The organism is Prochlorococcus sp. G5PB11 (genome assembly GCF_059772425.1).
The window spans coordinates 1-17,600 of record NZ_CM186287.1; the positions used below are offsets into that span (position 1 = coordinate 1).

19 protein-coding genes and 1 tRNA gene are annotated in these 17,600 nt (G+C 36.0%); 9 read left to right on the forward strand and 11 right to left on the reverse strand.

Annotated features, from left to right (window positions below):
* Complete coding sequence (dnaA, locus tag AC6EI0_RS00005) at positions 1-1,395, forward strand: chromosomal replication initiator protein DnaA (RefSeq protein ID WP_498522514.1); 1,395 nt, start codon at positions 1-3, stop codon at positions 1,393-1,395.
* A gap of 34 nt (positions 1,396-1,429) precedes the next feature.
* On the opposite strand, the gene AC6EI0_RS00010 is transcribed toward dnaA, so the two are convergent.
* Complete coding sequence (locus tag AC6EI0_RS00010; RefSeq protein WP_498522515.1) at positions 1,430-2,671, reverse strand: glutathione S-transferase N-terminal domain-containing protein; 1,242 nt, start codon at positions 2,669-2,671, stop codon at positions 1,430-1,432.
* Between the two features lie 41 nt (positions 2,672-2,712).
* Between AC6EI0_RS00010 and gorA the strand changes: the two genes are divergently transcribed.
* The gene (gene gorA, locus AC6EI0_RS00015) at positions 2,713-4,074 is read left to right on the forward strand and encodes a glutathione-disulfide reductase (RefSeq protein ID WP_498522516.1); all 1,362 of its coding nucleotides are present in this window, start codon (positions 2,713-2,715) and stop codon (positions 4,072-4,074) included.
* 14 nt (positions 4,075-4,088) lie between these two features.
* Here gorA and AC6EI0_RS00020 read toward each other — a convergent pair whose 3' ends face one another.
* Positions 4,089-5,183, reverse strand: coding sequence for a calcium/sodium antiporter (locus AC6EI0_RS00020; RefSeq protein ID WP_498522517.1), 1,095 nt, complete (start codon positions 5,181-5,183; stop codon positions 4,089-4,091).
* Positions 5,184-5,331: 148 nt separating this feature from the next.
* On the opposite strand from AC6EI0_RS00020, the gene pyrC reads away from it, so the two are divergent.
* From pyrC to AC6EI0_RS00050, 6 genes are all read left to right on the forward strand, one after another.
* On the forward strand, positions 5,332-6,411 hold the full coding sequence (pyrC, locus tag AC6EI0_RS00025) for a dihydroorotase (RefSeq protein ID WP_498522518.1): 1,080 nt from the start codon (positions 5,332-5,334) through the stop codon (positions 6,409-6,411).
* Between the two features lie 125 nt (positions 6,412-6,536).
* Positions 6,537-6,623 (forward strand) — tRNA-Leu (locus tag AC6EI0_RS00030).
* 44 nt (positions 6,624-6,667) lie between these two features.
* Positions 6,668-6,895 carry an NAD(P)H-quinone oxidoreductase subunit L gene (gene ndhL, locus AC6EI0_RS00035; RefSeq protein ID WP_498522519.1) on the forward strand — a complete coding sequence of 76 codons (228 nt, stop codon included), beginning with the start codon at positions 6,668-6,670 and terminating at the stop codon, positions 6,893-6,895.
* 3 nt (positions 6,896-6,898) lie between these two features.
* The gene (locus AC6EI0_RS00040; protein WP_498522520.1) at positions 6,899-7,231 is read left to right on the forward strand and encodes a DUF3007 family protein; all 333 of its coding nucleotides are present in this window, start codon (positions 6,899-6,901) and stop codon (positions 7,229-7,231) included.
* An 83-nt stretch (positions 7,232-7,314) separates the two neighbouring features.
* Positions 7,315-8,115 carry a tryptophan synthase subunit alpha gene (trpA, locus tag AC6EI0_RS00045; RefSeq protein WP_498522521.1) on the forward strand — a complete coding sequence of 267 codons (801 nt, stop codon included), beginning with the start codon at positions 7,315-7,317 and terminating at the stop codon, positions 8,113-8,115.
* 91 nt (positions 8,116-8,206) lie between these two features.
* The gene (locus tag AC6EI0_RS00050) at positions 8,207-8,476 is read left to right on the forward strand and encodes a YciI family protein (protein ID WP_498522522.1); all 270 of its coding nucleotides are present in this window, start codon (positions 8,207-8,209) and stop codon (positions 8,474-8,476) included.
* On the opposite strand, the gene AC6EI0_RS00055 is transcribed toward AC6EI0_RS00050, so the two are convergent.
* The 5 genes from AC6EI0_RS00055 to hisIE form a co-directional block, all read right to left on the reverse strand.
* Positions 8,452-8,772, reverse strand: coding sequence for a c-type cytochrome (locus tag AC6EI0_RS00055; protein ID WP_498523546.1), 321 nt, complete (start codon positions 8,770-8,772; stop codon positions 8,452-8,454). The genes AC6EI0_RS00050 and AC6EI0_RS00055 overlap by 25 nt on opposite strands.
* 44 nt (positions 8,773-8,816) lie before the next feature.
* Positions 8,817-9,149 (reverse strand): hypothetical protein, encoded by a 333-nt coding sequence (locus AC6EI0_RS00060; RefSeq protein ID WP_498522523.1) that lies wholly within the window; start codon positions 9,147-9,149, stop codon positions 8,817-8,819.
* The gene (locus AC6EI0_RS00065) at positions 9,146-9,511 is read right to left on the reverse strand and encodes a YkvA family protein (RefSeq protein ID WP_498522524.1); all 366 of its coding nucleotides are present in this window, start codon (positions 9,509-9,511) and stop codon (positions 9,146-9,148) included. Before AC6EI0_RS00065 ends, AC6EI0_RS00060 begins: the two co-directional genes overlap by 4 nt.
* Positions 9,512-9,513: 2 nt before the next feature.
* A complete protein-coding gene (locus AC6EI0_RS00070) occupies positions 9,514-10,437 on the reverse strand; it encodes a sigma-70 family RNA polymerase sigma factor (RefSeq protein ID WP_498522525.1) in 924 nt (307 codons plus the stop codon).
* A 412-nt stretch (positions 10,438-10,849) separates the two neighbouring features.
* Complete coding sequence (gene hisIE, locus AC6EI0_RS00075) at positions 10,850-11,494, reverse strand: bifunctional phosphoribosyl-AMP cyclohydrolase/phosphoribosyl-ATP diphosphatase HisIE (protein ID WP_498523548.1); 645 nt, start codon at positions 11,492-11,494, stop codon at positions 10,850-10,852.
* A gap of 77 nt (positions 11,495-11,571) precedes the next feature.
* Between hisIE and AC6EI0_RS00080 the strand changes: the two genes are divergently transcribed.
* Positions 11,572-12,042 carry a 6-carboxytetrahydropterin synthase gene (locus tag AC6EI0_RS00080; RefSeq protein ID WP_498522526.1) on the forward strand — a complete coding sequence of 157 codons (471 nt, stop codon included), beginning with the start codon at positions 11,572-11,574 and terminating at the stop codon, positions 12,040-12,042.
* A 52-nt stretch (positions 12,043-12,094) separates the two neighbouring features.
* Here the strand turns inward: AC6EI0_RS00080 and clpB are convergent, their stop codons facing one another.
* From clpB to hemE, 4 genes are all read right to left on the reverse strand, one after another.
* Positions 12,095-14,686, reverse strand: a complete 2,592-nt coding sequence (gene clpB / locus AC6EI0_RS00085; protein ID WP_498523549.1) for an ATP-dependent chaperone ClpB — start codon at positions 14,684-14,686, stop codon at positions 12,095-12,097.
* Between the two features lie 351 nt (positions 14,687-15,037).
* Positions 15,038-15,388, reverse strand: a complete 351-nt coding sequence (gene petE, locus AC6EI0_RS00090; protein ID WP_498522527.1) for a plastocyanin — start codon at positions 15,386-15,388, stop codon at positions 15,038-15,040.
* 53 nt (positions 15,389-15,441) lie between these two features.
* Positions 15,442-16,428, reverse strand: coding sequence for an NAD-dependent epimerase/dehydratase family protein (locus AC6EI0_RS00095; protein ID WP_498522528.1), 987 nt, complete (start codon positions 16,426-16,428; stop codon positions 15,442-15,444).
* On the reverse strand, positions 16,425-17,483 hold the full coding sequence (gene hemE, locus AC6EI0_RS00100) for a uroporphyrinogen decarboxylase (protein WP_498522529.1): 1,059 nt from the start codon (positions 17,481-17,483) through the stop codon (positions 16,425-16,427). The genes AC6EI0_RS00095 and hemE overlap by 4 nt, the downstream gene beginning before the upstream one ends.
* Between the last annotated feature and the right edge of the window lie 117 nt (positions 17,484-17,600).

Below are 17,600 nucleotides of genomic sequence, written 5' to 3' on the forward strand. Positions count from 1 at the left end.
GTGCCCACTCGCAATGAGCTATGGAGTAAAGTGCAGCAATTACTGCAAAAGAATTTAAGTAAACCTTCATACGAAACATGGATACGCCCAGCTGAATTCCTTGACTTCAAAGATGGGCGTTTGACCTTACTTGCTCCAAATAGCTTCTCAAGTGATTGGTTAAGAAAAAATTATTCTCAAAAAATCGAAGAGATTGCAACAGAGATACATGGACATGAAGTAAAGGTTTACATCCAGGTTAAAGAAGAATTTTCGTCAAATAAAAGCGATAAGAAAAATACTTTTTCTGATTTAGAAAATAATGTAATTCCCGCTAGAGATAATTCAGAAGCTAAATCGAAGCAAGCCCCAACAAAAAAATTTTTACCTGGTTTGAATCTTCGGTATGTGTTCAATAGATTCGTTGTAGGTCCTAATAGTCGGATGGCTCATGCCGCTGCAATGGCAGTAGCGGAAGCCCCAGGTAGAGAGTTCAACCCATTATTTATTTGTGGAGGTGTTGGTCTAGGTAAAACTCATCTCATGCAATCTATTGGCCATTACAGATTGGAAATCGACCCACAAGCAAAGGTTGCATATGTTTCCACTGAAACTTTTACCAATGATTTAATTGTTGCTATCAGAAAAGATGGAATGCAAGCTTTTAGAAATAGGTATAGAGAAGCTGATTTGATATTGGTTGACGATATACAATTCATAGAGGGGAAAGAATATACACAGGAAGAGTTTTTTCATACTTTTAATGCTTTGCATGAGGCAGGGAGGCAAATTGTTCTTACAAGTGACAGGCCACCAAGTCAAATACCTCGTTTACAAGAAAGATTGATTTCAAGATTCTCAATGGGACTAATAGCTGATATTCAAGCGCCAGATTTAGAAACGAGAATGGCAATATTACAGAAAAAAGCTGAACATGAAAGAATGCGTTTACCAAGAGATTTGATTCAGTTCATAGCTGGAAGATTCACTTCGAATATTAGAGAATTGGAAGGGGCGTTTACTCGAGCTGTGGCCTTTGCCTCTATAACTGGGCTGCCAATGACAGTCGAATCGGTAGCACCTATGCTTGATCCTACTGGACAAGGAGTTGAAGTTAAACCTAAGCAAGTCTTGGAAAAAGTAGCTGAGGTATTTGGAGTTACTGAAGAGGAGATGCGTAGCCCAAGTAGACGTAGACCTGTTAGTCAAGCAAGACAGGTTGGCATGTATTTAATGCGCCATGGTACAGACTTAAGTCTTCCTCGTATTGGAGAATCTTTTGGGGGAAAAGATCATACAACAGTTATGTATGCCATTGAACAAGTGGAAAAGAAACTTTCAAGTGAGCCACAATTGGCTAGCCAGGTTCAAAAAGTTAAGGATCTACTTCAAATCGATTCACGAAAACGCCGTTGATTTAAGATTTGATAGTTAGAAGAATTTAAGCTTTTTAATTAAATTGTAGAGGATTTTGATCTAGTCTATTTCTTGTAGGTATTGCGGGTCCTGGATCACTACCATCAATAGTTGCTGTACGTTCAAGAGCTTGCCTTAACAATCTTCCGGATAATAAAGGCATATCTCTTGGAACTGAAATTCTATCTCGGAGGTAGCGTAATGACGAGGCACTATTCTTCTCTGGAATGCAATCTTTTTTTGAAATCATAGAAGTTAATGCTGCTCTTAATGGTTGATCAAATGATTTGTTTTTCATTGGGTTAACATCAATGATTCTTTCTTTATGTTTGATAACTCTTTCTAAAGCTAATGCCTCAAATTGTTGTTTTGATTTTTGATCAACTTCCAAGTCTGCTAGTTCAAAGTGCCCTAATCCAGTACCCACATCAATTTTTTTGGAAAATAATTGTTGGTTTGCATTTGAATTAGTAAAGCAACCTCCCATTTGAGGGGGTAAATCATGAGCATGAGTATGAAAATCTCCTTGAGTTCCTCTATATTCCTCAAGTTTTTCAAGATTTTTAAGCCATGTATTTATAAAAGGGTGCTCTTCTCTCAATGAATATCCTTTGTAGTAAGCCAATGAGGCATTCATTCTTTCAACATATGGAATGAAAATCACATCTGCTGATCCAGGCTTTTCACCATTTACTTTTGAGATTGGTGTTAGCCAGCCTGAAGCATTTTTTTGTAGTTCATTTTCAAATTTCTTTGCAATATTTTTGAAATTCTCTTTCTTTTGTACTTCTTGGGCTTGGAAAAGAGAGTTGCGACACAACCAATTACACCAAGATGAGAATAATTCTCTTTCAAGTGCCCTATGCTCAAGGACTTTCTTCTCATTTAGAGATTGACCTAGAGGCCCATAAATTTCTTCTAACACAAATAGGATCTCATCACTTTCTGTGATTACATGATTTTCAATTTCTATTGCAGGGAGCATTCCTGAGGGCACTTTTTTTAAATACCATCTTTCCTTTTCTCCGTAGCAACGCATGGTTACTTTTTTAATTCGGTAAGGAATTTTTTTAAGCTCTAACCAAATCCAAACTTTTTGGCAATAAGGACACCAAGCATGATTATCTCTGTAAAGAGTAACAATTGCCTGGGACTCATCTTTATTGAAAAGACGAATTGAGGAATATGGGTTGTTTAACCCATTGATTTGATCAATGGGATCAGCTGCATATATTGCTAATTCTTCCCAACTCATTGCATTTCTGGTTGGATTCATATATTTCAACGAGAATAGAGAAATAATACTAGGTTGCAAAATTGAAAAGGTCTTTTGATTTAATTGTCATTGGTGCAGGATCAGGTGGATTAGCTGCTGCAAAGAAAGCAGCCAGTTATGGAGCATCTGTAGCGATCGTCGAGGGCGATCTTGTTGGAGGGACGTGTGTAATAAGAGGTTGTGTCCCTAAAAAATTATTAGTTTGTGGCTCTTCTCTCTTAGAGAGTTTTTTGTCTGCACCATCTTATGGTTTTGATTTTGATAATTTAAAGATTAAGTCAGAGACTTTATTAGCGAATGTTCGAAAGGAAGTGCAAAGGCTGAATGAATTACACGAGAATTTTCTAAATAAAGCTAATGTTGAGCTTTTTAAAGGTTGGGGTGAGTTTAAAAATTCAAATTGTATCGCAATTAAAAATCGAATAAATGGAGAGACTTTAAATGAACTTGATGGAGAAAGAATTTTGATTGCAGTGGGAGGCAAACCTCAAAGGCCAAATATCGAGGGTGCCTCTTTAGGTTGGACAAGTGATGATATGTTTCTTCTTAAAAGCTTTCCGAAAAAAATTACAATTGTAGGTGCAGGCTATATTGCTTGCGAATTTGCATGCATATTGCATGGTTTAGGTGTTGAGGTTAATCAATTAGTTCGAGGTGATCGGATTTTAAGAGGTTTTGACTTTGAACTTTCTTCAGCCTTAACCGAGGCAATGATAAGTAAAGGAATTAATCTAAGCTTTGGTGAGAATGTTTCATCAATACAAGGAACTTCTGGATCTTTAATTATAAAAACAAATACAGGGAAAGATTTTGACTCGAATGGAGTGCTTTTCGCTACTGGTAGAAAGCCATTTTTAGAGGGGTTGAAGTTAGAACAAGCGGGTATAGAAACTCTTGAAAATAAAATTAAAGTTGATACTGAAAGTAAAACAAATATTTCTAATATCTTTGCTATTGGAGATGTAACTGACAGGATCAACTTGACACCTGTCGCGATTGACGAGGGTAGAAAGTTTGCTGATAGAAATTATGGTAAATCAGCCCAAAAGGTTAACTATGATTTTGTTCCTTATGCTGTATTTAGTCAGCCTGAAATAGCTTCTGTGGGTATAACTGAAGAGAAGGCTATCCAGTCGTTCGGAAAAGATGAAATTGAAGTATATAAATCAATATTTAGACCTTTATCTAAATCATTGCCTAAGACTGGCCCTAAATGTATTTTAAAGCTAATAGTTGATAAAAATAATAATAAAGTTTTGGGATGCCATATGATTGGTGATAATGCATCTGAGATTATTCAGATGGCATCAATCTCGCTAATGCTAGGAGCTAAAAAATCTGATTTTGATAATACAATGGCACTCCACCCCACAATAGCTGAGGAGTTTGTGACAATGAGATGATGCTTTTGAAGAGATCAGTTGTTAGAACTTTTTCTTAGCCTTAACCAGTAAACAATTGTCTTGTATATAATTATTATTATTGAAAATGATATGGCTATAAAAACTAATTCTTTGAATGCTGAATGTAAAGTTGGTAGGGTTAGAGGTATTATTTTGTCTGCAATGTAAAGCATATATAATCCTAATAAAACCCCGCCTTCACCTCTGCTTATTATTCCTTTTGTCCAAAAAATTGGCATGCACGCAAATGTAGTAATTACCATGATAGGAATATCCTTAGTTATAAGTAAATTCTCAACCACTAAACCACTAGCTCCAGATAATACAGAACAGCTACCTAAAACTAGTAATTGATTTAATAAACAACTTCCAATTACGTTGCCTATTGCTAGATCAGTTTGACCACGAATAGCGGCCACTAATGACGTAATCAACTCAGGTAAAGAGGTGCCCAGCGAAACTATCGTTAAACCAATTATGGCTTCGCTTACACCTAATAATCCTGCAATTGTAGATGCGCCTTCTATTAAAAGCCGTGATCCAAGAGTTAGCAAGAAAATACCACCTAATAATTTCAGGCCAGCATTTAATAAACTTGTTGAGTCTTTTTCTATATTGATTTCTGGTTCTGCTTCTTGGGTTTTTTGAGGCTCCTCTCTTGCTGTGCGAATTTCCCAAGTGGTATTTATTATCAGCGCAATTATCAAAGCCACTCCAAATTGCCAAGTTATCAGCTCTGAAGCTGCCATCCCCCAAACGGCAGTTGAGACTGCTAAAAGGAGAGGAATGTCTCTCCTTACAAGACGACTTTCAACTTTTAAAGGTCGTAAAAGTGCACTGCCTCCGAGAACTACCATCACATTGAAAATATTGCTGCCAACAATGTTGCTCAAAGCCAGACCATCTGATCCAGAGAGGGAGGAGTTAACACTCACAAATAGTTCAGGTGCACTTGTCCCGAGAGATACTATTGTTAAACCAATAACTAGTTGAGGGATCCCAAGGATTAAGGCTAAAGCGACAGATCCTTGAATAAAGAACTCCCCACCGCTAAAAAGTAAAAGTATCCCAGTAATAAGCTCTAAAAATGACAATAATATTGATGGCATAATTGAGTGATTTACAGAGAAACTAAATTAGTGAATTAATTTATATTATTTTCATTTGGTATTATCGTAATATCTTAGCCCTTTATTGATACTTGAAGACTTATAGATCAAGCTTGCATAAGATATACATTGAAAAAGCTTTAATCCTGTGATTGCTTCTCTTAATCAAATCTCATTATTAAAGCCGGATGATTGGCATCTGCATTTGAGAGATGGAAAGATTCTTAAAGGTATTTTAAGTCATACAGCAGAGGTGTTTTGTCGTGCAATCATCATGCCTAATCTTGATCCACCAATAACTACTATAAGCCAAGCACAAGAGTATAAAAAAAGAATTATACAGTCTATCCCTGGAGATGTTTCTTTTACCCCATTAATGACAGCGTATCTTACAGATAATATGCCTGCAGAGGTCTTAGAGAGAGGCTTTAGAGAAGGTGTATTTCATGGAGCAAAACTCTATCCAGCTAATGTGACAACTAATTCCTCGTATGGGGTTACAGATATAAGTAAAGTCGACAATTTATTTGAGACGATGGAAAGAATTGGTATGCCATTATTGATTCATGGAGAAGTGACCGATTGCAATGTTGATGTATTTGATAGAGAAGCTGTCTTTATTGAACGACACCTTGAACCATTATTACGAAGATTTTCATCACTTAAAGTGGTTTTAGAACACATCACGACCATTGATGCAATTGACTTTGTAGAAAACAGTGAGTTTGATATAGCCGCTACAATCACACCTCATCATCTACATATCAATCGAAACGCAATGTTCAATGGTGGGTTAAGGAGTGATTTCTATTGCCTACCCACAGCTAAACGTGAAATTCATCGTATTGCTCTAAGACAAGCTGCTACCAGCGGTAAACCTTGCTTTTTCCTTGGAACTGATTCAGCACCTCATACCCGTAGCTTTAAGGAAAGCTCATGTGGATGTGCGGGAATCTTTAATGCCCCTTTCGCTTTGGAAAGCTATTTAAAAGTTTTCGATGAAGAAAATGCCCTAGATAGGTTTGAAGCTTTTTCAAGTATCAATGGAGCAACTTTTTATGGATTACCTTTAAACACAGAGAGAATAACATTAGTTAAAAAAAATATTTCCGTACCTCAAATGATTGACGTTGGACTAGATGGTGATCCCAATGATTTTGTAAAACCATTTCATTCAGGAGAAACTCTTGGCTGGGCAGTTCGGGACTTTAGTGAGATGGGTGAGTGATTCCTTTAATGATTATTGAATTCTAGATATTCTAAAGAGTACTGATTTAAGCACATACGTTTACGCTAATATGTGAATGGCTTAGAGTTGAATCTCTAGCAATGTGACAACCCTTGCTATCACTAGGGAGTGTGGCGGAATTGGTAGACGCACCAGACTTAAAATCTGTTGGCCGCTTTTTGGCCGTGGGGGTTCAAGTCCCCCCACTCCCATGATTTTTTCTCTCTATATTGTGTATTTAATCCCTTTTAGCTTGATGGGAGCTGTTAGTCCGATAATTACATTATCTGCTTATGCGGTATTAGGGGGTGCGTATCTATTGGTAGTTCCTTTATTTCTATTTTATTGGATGAATAATCGTTGGAATGTTATGGGAAAGTTAGAACGCCTTTTTATATATGGACTTGTGTTTCTTTTCTTTCCAGGAATGGTTTTGTTCGCACCGTTTCTTAATTTAAGAATGAATGGAAAAGAGGAGTCTTGAACTTTGACAAGAGCACAAGTTTTTCAAATAGGTTTGCTTGTTTTTGTATTAGGTGGCTTGGGATATGAAGTTTTTCAGTTATTTGGATTCGAATCAATATCAGCTGGTATTGCAGCGCAGTCATTATTAATTTTAATTATTTTTGCATGGACCGCTTCTTACCTATTCAGGGTCTTTTCTGGGAATATGACTTTTATGGAACAACGTAAAAGATATAGAGAGGCTTATGAAAAATTGACTGATGAAAAAATTAGAGAAAAGTTTGAGGCCATGACAGAAGAAGAAAAAATTGAATTACTCAAAACCGTTGAGGAAGAAAGTATTGAACAAACTTAGATTTTAATTACTAAATCTCAATAATTTTTTACTCTTAGGGATACAAAAATGATAAAAAAGATAGATACCCAAGGTTTAGAACATTGAAAAGTACAAATATTAGTAGGTCTTTTTCCAAAATAAAAAAGGAGAAAAGAATTGCATTAATGCCTTTCCTTATGGCAGGTGACCCTGACTTGGAAACCACAGCCATGATTTTGTTAGAACTTCAAGCAAATGGCGCTGACATGATTGAGCTAGGTATTCCATACAGTGATCCTTTAGCAGATGGACCTATTATTCAATTAGCAGCTTCAAGGGCTCTCTCTGCAGGAACCTCTCCTGACAGAGTTTTCAAAATGTTATCTGAATTGAGAGATCAATTGACAATACCAATAATTTTATTTACTTACTCCAATCCGCTCATTAATAAAGGTTTGGAAGAATTTTGCTTACAAGCTTCGAAAGTAGGAGTCTCAGGACTGGTCGTACCTGATCTTCCTTTAGAGGAAGCAGAAAAACTCTCAAAGATAGCTGAATCTAAAGAAATTGATTTGGTGTTACTTGTTGCGCCTACAACACCCCAGGATCGTATGAAAAAAATTGCTGCGACTTCTAATGGATTTACTTATCTTGTTAGTGTTACTGGAGTAACCGGAGAAAGGTCGTCGCTTGAGGATAATGTTGAGACTCTTGTTAAACAATTAAAACACTCTTCACTTAATCCAATTGCTGTGGGTTTTGGAATCTCGGAGGTCAAGCATATTCAACAAGTTAGAGAATGGGGTGCTGATGGCGCAATTGTTGGCAGTGCTTTAGTTAAAAGAATTGCTAATGCCCCTATCGAAATGAAAGTCGAAGAAGCTGGGTCTTTTTGTAAAGAACTTAGAGCCGCAACCAACTAATATCTTTTTAAATATCAACAGATCAAGCGGAATAAAGAATTCTTTTCTATGTTTTATTTTGAGAAATGTTTTTTTATTTTACTTAAAAATTATGGATCAATTTGTCCTTTGGGGGTCTTACTGTGAAGATGCTTTGATAAAGAGAACACCTTTTAGGCAAGAGCATCTTCACAGACTTTCATCTCTTAAGGAAGAAGGTACCTTAATTACATTAGGACCGACAAAATGTAATAGATATGTTTTTGGGATATTTAAATCTGAGAACATTGATCATATAAGAACTCTTATTAAAGATGACGTTTACTGGAGAGAGGGAATATGGACTGATTTTGAAATTTATTCATGGACCCAAGCTTTTTGAGCTTGTTCCCAGACCCAATTAGCTACTATTTGATCGCCATCTGCTCCTAGATTCTCTTCATACCCACTCATTATTCCGATTCCTTGTCTTGCTATCTTCGCTATTGCTTCTGGATTGTCAATTCCATTACGCTTTAATGATGAAATCTTCAAATTCTTTGATCTTCTGATTATGTTCCCGCCATTGATGTGACATCCAGCACAGTTTTGCTTGAAAAGCTTTTCCCCTAAATTTGCCTCAAAAGCATTTAGCTCTCTCGGTAAACTTAAATAAAAAAATGTGCAACATAAACTGATAAAAAAGAAACCTCTTATTTTTTTTTTTCATGGTCTTATAAACCTTAATTATCGAAATTAATTTTAGAAAGGTCCTCACAAATTTCGTCAAGAAGATCAAGTTGTTCAGTAGAAGTTGATTCAAGGCTCATCTTTGTGTGTCCTCCTTCATTGTTACTCCATAACTCTTCAACCTCACATAGTCTACTTGCGATTTTTGGAATACCACCAGAGCTAAAATCTTTTTTCAAAGATTCAATTAAAGTAGGCATTCTCGCAGAAGGTAGATTAAGACTTTGGCAAAGTTCTGATTGTGTTCTTCCTGTTTGCCTCAACCAATCTTTTATGAGAAGTATTAGATCTTCCTCAATATCTTTTGACCAGCGCGCTTTGCTCATAGGGGAAACCATTTATCCAGCTTAGATTTTGCTCTGTATTTTATTTCTGGAGTAATGTATTGTTGCCAAAGACTAATTACAGCTGTAAGGGCCACCAGATCATCGCTAAAACCTGAGGCAGGAATAAAGTCGGGAATTAAATCAACAGGAACAATTAAATAAGTAAGTGCTCCCATAATTGATATCCTCACCTGGGGAGGAGTTGAATTATCCATGAGGAGTTCAAATCCCTCTAAAGCAGGCTGGGCAATTACTCTGCCTGCTCTTAATAAGATTTTTTTGAGTATCCCTTCGTTGATAACAGAACTTTCAAGTACTTCTGCCTCGAAAACTTCTTTATTTGAGTTCCTTGAACTAACCACAATTAAACACTTGTCTCTAAAAGCCCACTTTGAATACCTGTCTTTCTCAATTTCCTTAATGCGCGTTGAACTACTTGTCTGCAATATTCCCTGCTGCAATTCATTTGTCTAGCTACCTCCGCTAGTGTCCTCCATTCATTTGATCCATCTAGACCAAATCTAAGACTTAGGATAGTTCGTTCTTTTGGTGTGAGATTTGATTTATCCAATAAGGACCAAGCTGATGCACTTCTTTCAGCTAATTCAGCTAGTTCCATTGGAGCTACTTCCTCACTTGGAAGAATATCGACAAGCTCTGAAGGATCTGCTTTTGATTTGACTGCACCTTGCAAACTTACAGTGATACTTCTCAACTCGCATTCAAGCAATTCTTCTACCTCCTCTAAAGGGAGTTTCATTTGTATTGCTATTTGGTTGCTTGATGGATGAACCCCAAGTTCTTGCATAAGTCGGGACTTGGCAGCACGAAGTTTAGTTAGTTTTTCATTGATGTTTACGGGGATTCTTATTGTTCTACTTTGTGTTGAAAGAGCTCTATTTAATCCTTGTCTAATCCACCAGTAAGCGTAAGTTGAAAATCGATGCCCTCTTTTGGGATCATATTTCTCAACAGCTCTTGTTAAACCTAAAGTACCCTCTTGAATTAAATCAAGAAGGTCAAGACCTTTTCCTTGGTAGCGCTTGGCTAAATTTACAACAAGTCTCAAATTTGCAGTGATCATTTGATTCTTTGCTCGCTCTCCTGCTTTAAGTGTTTTCTTTTCTGCGCTTGAATATTCGCACTCTGGCCCATTACCACCAGATTGTTGGCAGCGTTCATTTAGTGCAACCATGGCTTGCACTTCTCTTCCCATCGTGAGTTCTTGCTCGGGTGTGAGCAATTCGTGTCTTCCTATTTCTCCAAGAAAGTCGCTTAAAGAACTCACGATTTATTCCTCCTTGTATTAATAACCTAGAGACAAATTGTTTACTTTCAATAGGCGTAATAAAGTGTTCGGAATTTATTATTTATCCTTTATCTGTTTTTGAGATCTTTACTAGGTCAATTAATTGAGAAGATATTTCCATTGTTTTCAATAGGAATATCTCAAAACCTTTGATATGATTGATATTTTTAAAGTATTTTTTGATCAATGAGACTTTTTAAAGCTTTTTTAGTCTCCAATAATTAGAGTTTTTCGTTCCCTTTGATTTCTGGGAATCGATATATCCCCAAGGATTTAAGAAAAATCAGTTGATTTTTTTTCTCTTTCAAGACTTTCTATGAATTTAATCACTTGTCTTTCTAACAAAGAGAGTCTAAGAAGTGTATTAAAAATAAAAGAGTTGGTTTATTTGCTATTGATTTCTTCTTGGAGCATTTCTTCTCCTAACTAAAACTTTGAGAACGTCTTGCCATGAAACATTTTGATGAGCTAAAGAAACTTGCAGATGGAAAAGCAGATCCGCAGCTTCATTGGCAACTGAAATCGGATTTTTATCTTTACAAGCCATTATGAATTCCGCTGTTTCTTCGCCTATCTTTTTTAGGATTTTATTGTCGCCTTCCTTCAAAAGACTATTTGTATAACTTCCTTCTTCAGGATTGTTTTTTCGATTATTTATTACTTTGAACAATTCACTACAAGCATCAGATGGAGGGGGTAGAACGTCTTCATTTGTTTCTAAATCCTTAAAGAAACAACTTCTTTGACCTGTATGGCATGCGATTGAACCAATTTGCTCAATGGATAAAAGTATTGTATCTGAATCGCAATCAGTTCTGATTCCTTTCAATTTTTGAAAATGACCGCTCGTTTTCCCTTTGTGCCAAAGTTCTTTTCTTGAACGACTCCAGTAGTGAACCTCACCAGATTCTAATGTTTTTATAATGGATTCTCTGTTCATCCATGCCATCATTAATATTGAGCCATCAACCCAATCCTGGGCTATGGCTGGGATCAAGCCGTTTTGATCAAAACGTAGATTATCTATAAAAAGCATTTTTAAGTAAGCCAATTTGGCTTTACGATTCTAATTATTCAAATTTAATCCTCTATTGGTTTTTTATTCATCTTTTTATGACGATTAAAGATATTCCATTTAATTGCTCTAAGCAATTTAAAAATTACCCATGTTCTCACCGTCAATGGAAACATAAAGGACATTGTCGTTATGTTCATGGATATAGTCGCAGTTTTACCTTTCATTTTGCTTCAAATGAACTTGATGAAAATGGCTTCGTTGTAGATTTTTCAAGTCTGAGGCCTTTGGAAGACAAGTTAAGTGAGTATTTTGATCATACTTTTCTTGTAAATTTTGATGATCCTTTTCTTGAAACATGGAGAAAGCTTCACGCTGAAGAAGTACTTGATCTAAGAGTCATGAAAAATGTTGGTATGGAATCGACTGCTGAATTGATTTGGGGATGGGCTAATGATTTATTATTTTTACGAGAGAAAGGTAGATCTTGTTGTTGGAAAGTGATAGCACACGAAAATGAAATTAATTCTGCTAGTTATACATTCTTCCCTGAGTGGTTTAAAGTATAGTAATCTATAACTTTTAGTTGATATGCAATTAGCTTCCTCAGATTTAGATTTTTTAATTGAAAATTAATTTCGAATCTTTCCTGTCTATTTTTATGGTGCTTCCTTCTTTGTATTTGCCTTTAAGAATATATTTCGCTATTTCATTTTCCAATTCTTTTTGAATGACTCTTTTTAAAGGTCTCGCTCCATAACTTGGGTTATAGCCAATTTCAGTTATTAACGATAGAACATCATTATGAATTTGAAGCTCGATTCCTTTCGATTCTAATCTTTCTCTTAACCTATTTAACTGTAAATCGACTACTTTTAGTAGAGTTTCTTTGTTTAGTGGTTCAAAACTAATTATTTCATCAAGTCTATTTAGAAACTCAGGCCTGAAATTTGATTTAAGTTCTTGATTGATTAGTTCATCTACAGTTGACGTTAGGTTGTTAATTATATCGTTATCAGTGATTAACTCGCTTCCTAGATTGCTGGTAAGTATAATAATGGTATTTTTGAAGTTTGTTGTTCTACCCTGCCCGTCAGTTACCCGGCCTTCGTCAAGGATTTGTAGCAATACATTGAAAACATCTTTATGTGCTTTTTCAATTTCATCAAAGAGCAAAACACAATAAGGTTTTCGTCTGATTGCTTCTGTTAATTGCCCACCTGCTTCGTAACCAACGTAACCAGGGGGAGCACCTATTAAGCGACTTATAGAGTGCTTTTCCATGTATTCAGACATGTCAATTCTAATCAGCGCATTTTCACTATCAAAAAGTTGAGAAGCCAAAGCCTTTGATAATTCTGTTTTGCCAACGCCTGTCGGTCCTAAAAATAAGAAACTTGCGATTGGTTTGTTTGGGTCACTCAGGCCTGTCCTTGATCTTTGTATTGCAGAAGATATCGATTGAACGGCTTTGTTTTGGCCAATCACTTTTTTATGAAGCTCAGATTCAAGGTTAAGCAACTTTTCAATTTCAGTTTGAGCAAGTCTTTTGACTGGGATGGATGTCCACTTTGCAATTATTTCAGCTACATCATCGGCTATGACCTCTTCTCTCAAAAGTGATTTCTCAGCATTTTGTGAGGAGTTTTTTAAATTAAGTTCTTTGGTTTGCAAATTATTTTGATAATTTACAAGAGTTCCATATTCAAGTTCAGCAGCTCTGTTGAGGTCATAATTCCTTTTCGCTTTTTCAATTTCTAGTTGTATTTTTTCAATTTCTTCTTTTAGGGTTGAAATTTCCTCTATTGACTCTTTTTCTTGCTCCCATTTTTTATTTACTTGGATTTGACTTTTTGTTAAAGAAGCTAACTCTTTTGTAATTAATTCCAGTCTATCCTTACTTGAAGTATCCGATTCACCTTCCAAAGATAATTTCTCCATTTCAAGTTGGATGATTTTTCTATCAATCTCATCAATTTCTTCTGGTTTTGATGTTATTTCCATCTTTAAACGAGAAGCTGATTCATCTATTAGGTCTATAGCTTTATCAGGTAAAAACCTTTCTGGTATGTATCTATCACTCAATATCGCCGCAGCTATTAGCGCGTTATCAGAGATTCGAACACCATGATGGACTTCATACCTTTCTTTTAGTCCACGCAGGATCGAAATTGTATCCTGGACTGAGGGTTGTTTTACAAGTATTTGCTGAAATCTTCTTTCCAGAGCAGGGTCTTTTTCAAAATTTTCTCTGTGTTCGTTGATGGTTGTTGCTCCAATACATCTCAATTCACCTCTCGCAAGCATTGGTTTTAGCAGATTACTAGCATCCATTGACCCGCCACTGGCACCTGCTCCCACGACAGTATGTATTTCATCGATGAACAAAATTATTCTTCCTTCTGAATCTGTGACATTCTTAAGAACTGACTTTAGTCTCTCTTCAAATTCGCCCCGAAATTTTGCACCTGCTATTAAAGCCCCCATATCAAGAGAAATTAGTTGACGATTCTCAAGTGCTGTCGGTACATCTCCGTTGATAATCCTTTGTGCTAATCCTTCAATAATTGCTGTTTTCCCTACGCCAGCTTCACCAATTAACACTGGATTATTTTTCGTTCTACGGCTAAGTATTTGAATCGTTCTTCGGATTTCCTCATCTCTTCCAATTACAGGATCTAATTTCCCTTCTCTGGCGGCAGAAGTAAGGTCTTGACCATACTTCTGAAGAGCTTCATAGCTATTTTCAGCATTTTTTTGGGTCACTTTTTTGTCACCTCTGATTGCATGTATTGCCTTGAGAAGGCTGTTTTTATTTATTTGATTTTGCTCCAATAACCTATGACAAATTCTCTCATCATCAAATAGGGAAATCACTAAATGTTCACTTGAAATAAAATCATCCTTGAAGGATTGTTTTATATTTTCTGCTCTTGAAATTGAAAAAGAAAAATTTTTGCCAAAGAAAATTGATTCTTGGGCCTTTTGCATTTTTGGTTGGTTCTTTATGAAATTTTCTAATTCTTTCAGCAGATTTTTTATTGAACCGCCCGATCTTTCTATTGCTTTTATGGCAATTTCATTTTTATTGAGAAGAGAAAAAAAAAGGTGCTCTGTCTCCAAAGTCTGATGTTTTTGATTTAATGCTAAATCTTTGGCATCAATTATTGCTTGCCAAGCACTGTTGGTGAAATTATCAGAATTAATATTCATCATTCAAATTCATTGTAAAATTTATATTATTCTGATTTTTTATTATTTAAATATAAGAAAACCGACCATATTCTTTTTTTGAAGAATACTACTGAGATTGCTGTGATAATTTAAAAAAAATTACTCAAACCTTATGATAACTTCATTTTATCTAATTTAAACCATATTAATAATGTTGAGTAGTAGCTCTTTTTTAATTAAAAATTTTTAACCTCACCATTTATTAATACTATTTAGTTATGGAGCATAAATTCTGCGATGCCTTGAATTGCAAGGTTTGGCTTATAAATAGTTTATTTCAAAAAAAAAGATGGGAGATCAACCCCCATCTATAAGAATTTTTTTGGAGATTTAGTTTACAACTATTTTACCAACCATTCCTGCACCTCTATGAGGCTCACAGTAAAAGTCGTATGTTCCAGCTGTGCTAAAAGTTCTCTCCCAAGACTCACCTGGAGCAAACGCTAAATCTGGATGACTTAGATCATCATTTCCATCAAAAACAGCATTATGAGGAACTAATTTGTTGTTGACAAACTTTACGGTGTCACCAGCACTTATGTTTACTGTGCTTGGCTCGAAAGCAAGCATGCCTGCATCGGTACCAAGCTTAACTTCAACAGTTGAAGCGTTCACATTGGATACTCCAATTACTAGGAAAGCAAAGAAAGCGAATAAAGCTGTTGAAATAGAACGAATCATGAAATTAATTCTTTTCTTTTGTAATTTTACTACTTTAGCTTCTGTTTGCCCTTTTAGTGTTTACTCAAACCAGAATTATGTAAAACTTGACTTAGCGTTTTGGCATAGCTTATACCTCCAAAGGTTTCAGGAGAGGTTACTGGGTCATGTATGAAGTGTTTTTGTCTAAGACTAAATCTATCCCAGTTTGTAATTTGAATTGGGAGTAATATAATTAAAAGTTCAATCAGCCAATTCCAAAGAGGTATTTGAGGGACTTTTTTCATTCCTTTCCATCTTAGAAGCGTCTGAATTACTTCATTAATACTTGTGTGGGGTTGCCCTAAAACTAATTTTCTTATTTTAGTACCATTAACTTGTTGTGAATGCTCGAAATCAGAGGTAGCTAGATGTCCACAGATAAAAGCAATATCTGCTGCGTGAATAAAATGAAACCTTGAGAATAGTTTTATCCATCTTGCCAGCCAGATCCATTTCAATGCATCTTTGAGCCCTTCCGTAAGATAGCTAGTTGGAAATTTACTCTTACCGTCTAAACGTCCCCCAAATACGAGAGTTGGGAAAACAGCTATGATCTTTTTTGATAGAATATGAGACTCAAGCTCTTGAAGACATTGTGCTTTTGTTTGTATGTATTCTGTTCCATAGCTAAAAGATTCGGGTAATAAATTTAAGTTTCTGTCAAGAACACTTGCGGTTGAGAAATAAATAATTTGTTTGATATTTGAAGGATTTAATAAATTGAGCATATTTTTTACAGCATCAATATTTACTTCTTTCGCTCTTTTTGGATCACCCCAAGCAGTTGCTGTGTGAATAACTCTGTTTACTTGTGAAATTTCTTTTTTGAACTTATTTGTTTGTCTCAAATCTCCTACTAAAACTTTAATCCTTGGATTCTCTAAGTTTATTGAGGTTATTTTTTTAGGATCTCTAACCCATAAAAATAATTTTGAGCTGGAGTTTTCTATTAGCCAATTTGCTAAGTATTGCCCAACACATCCACTCGCTCCAGTGATCAGAATTATTTCGTTTTTCAAGATGAAACTTTTATAAGTTCATTGACATTCTTGCCAGCCTCAAAAAATACTCTTGCATTTTCCTCTGGCGTTCCAGGAAGTATTCCATGACCAAGGTTAAGAATATGTTTTCTGCCTTTTGCTTTTTTAACTACATCAACAATTCTTGATCTGATCGTATCAGGAGTGCCAAATAAGAGTCCTGGATCAACATTACCTTGAACTCCCACATGTTGAGGTAGCCTTTTTAATCCATCTAGCATGTCAACTGTCCAATCTAGAGAGACTATATCTACACCAGTTTGTCCCATCCTTTCGAGAACACCTGCACTGCCCGAGATGTATAAAATCATTGGGGTATCTGGATGTTTCTCTTTTACTAAATTGACTACTTTTTGTTGATAAGGCGCAGCGAATTCGTCATAATCTTGTGGACTTAATTGTCCTGCCCATGAATCAAACATTTGAACTACTTGAGCCCCAGATTCAATTTGGTAAGACAAATAGTTTGCAATAGATTCTGCAAAGTGATTTAAAAGTTGATGCAGTAGCTCTGGCTCTTGGAATGCCATTGCTTTTATGATTGCATAATTTTTGCTGCTTTTCCCCTCTACAACATATGCAGCAAGGGTCCAAGGAGCGCCCACAAAACCTAAAACGGCAGCTTTGTTGCCAACACTTTCCCTGAGTCTTCCAAGGACCTCACCAACAAAAGACATACTTTTTTTTGGTTGAAGTGGCTTTAGGTTCTTGATCTGCTTGAGGCTTCTTATTGGGTCATTTATCAAGGGGCCTTTGCTCTCAACGATGTCAAAGTCAATTCCCATACCAGGAAGAGGAGTCAAGATATCTGAAAAAAGTATTACTCCATCAGGTTGAAAAGCTTTAAAAGGTTGCATGGAAATTTCATAGGAAAGATCGGGGTTTTCGGATCTTTCCCTAAAACTTGGATGGTTGTCGCGGAGATCGCGATAAACCTTCATGTATCTTCCCGCTTGTCTCATCATCCAAACTGGGGGTCTTTCAACAGTTTCTCCGCGAGCCGCACGAAGTAGTAGAGGAGTAGTTTCGTTCATTATTTTGTCCTTTTAAGCCAAAAATTTACATGAAGCAGTAACTTGAAAATCATGAAATAAGTTCTCTGCAAAAGTTCGTCATACCTTTTGAATTTTTACATCCTGACTACAGTTGAA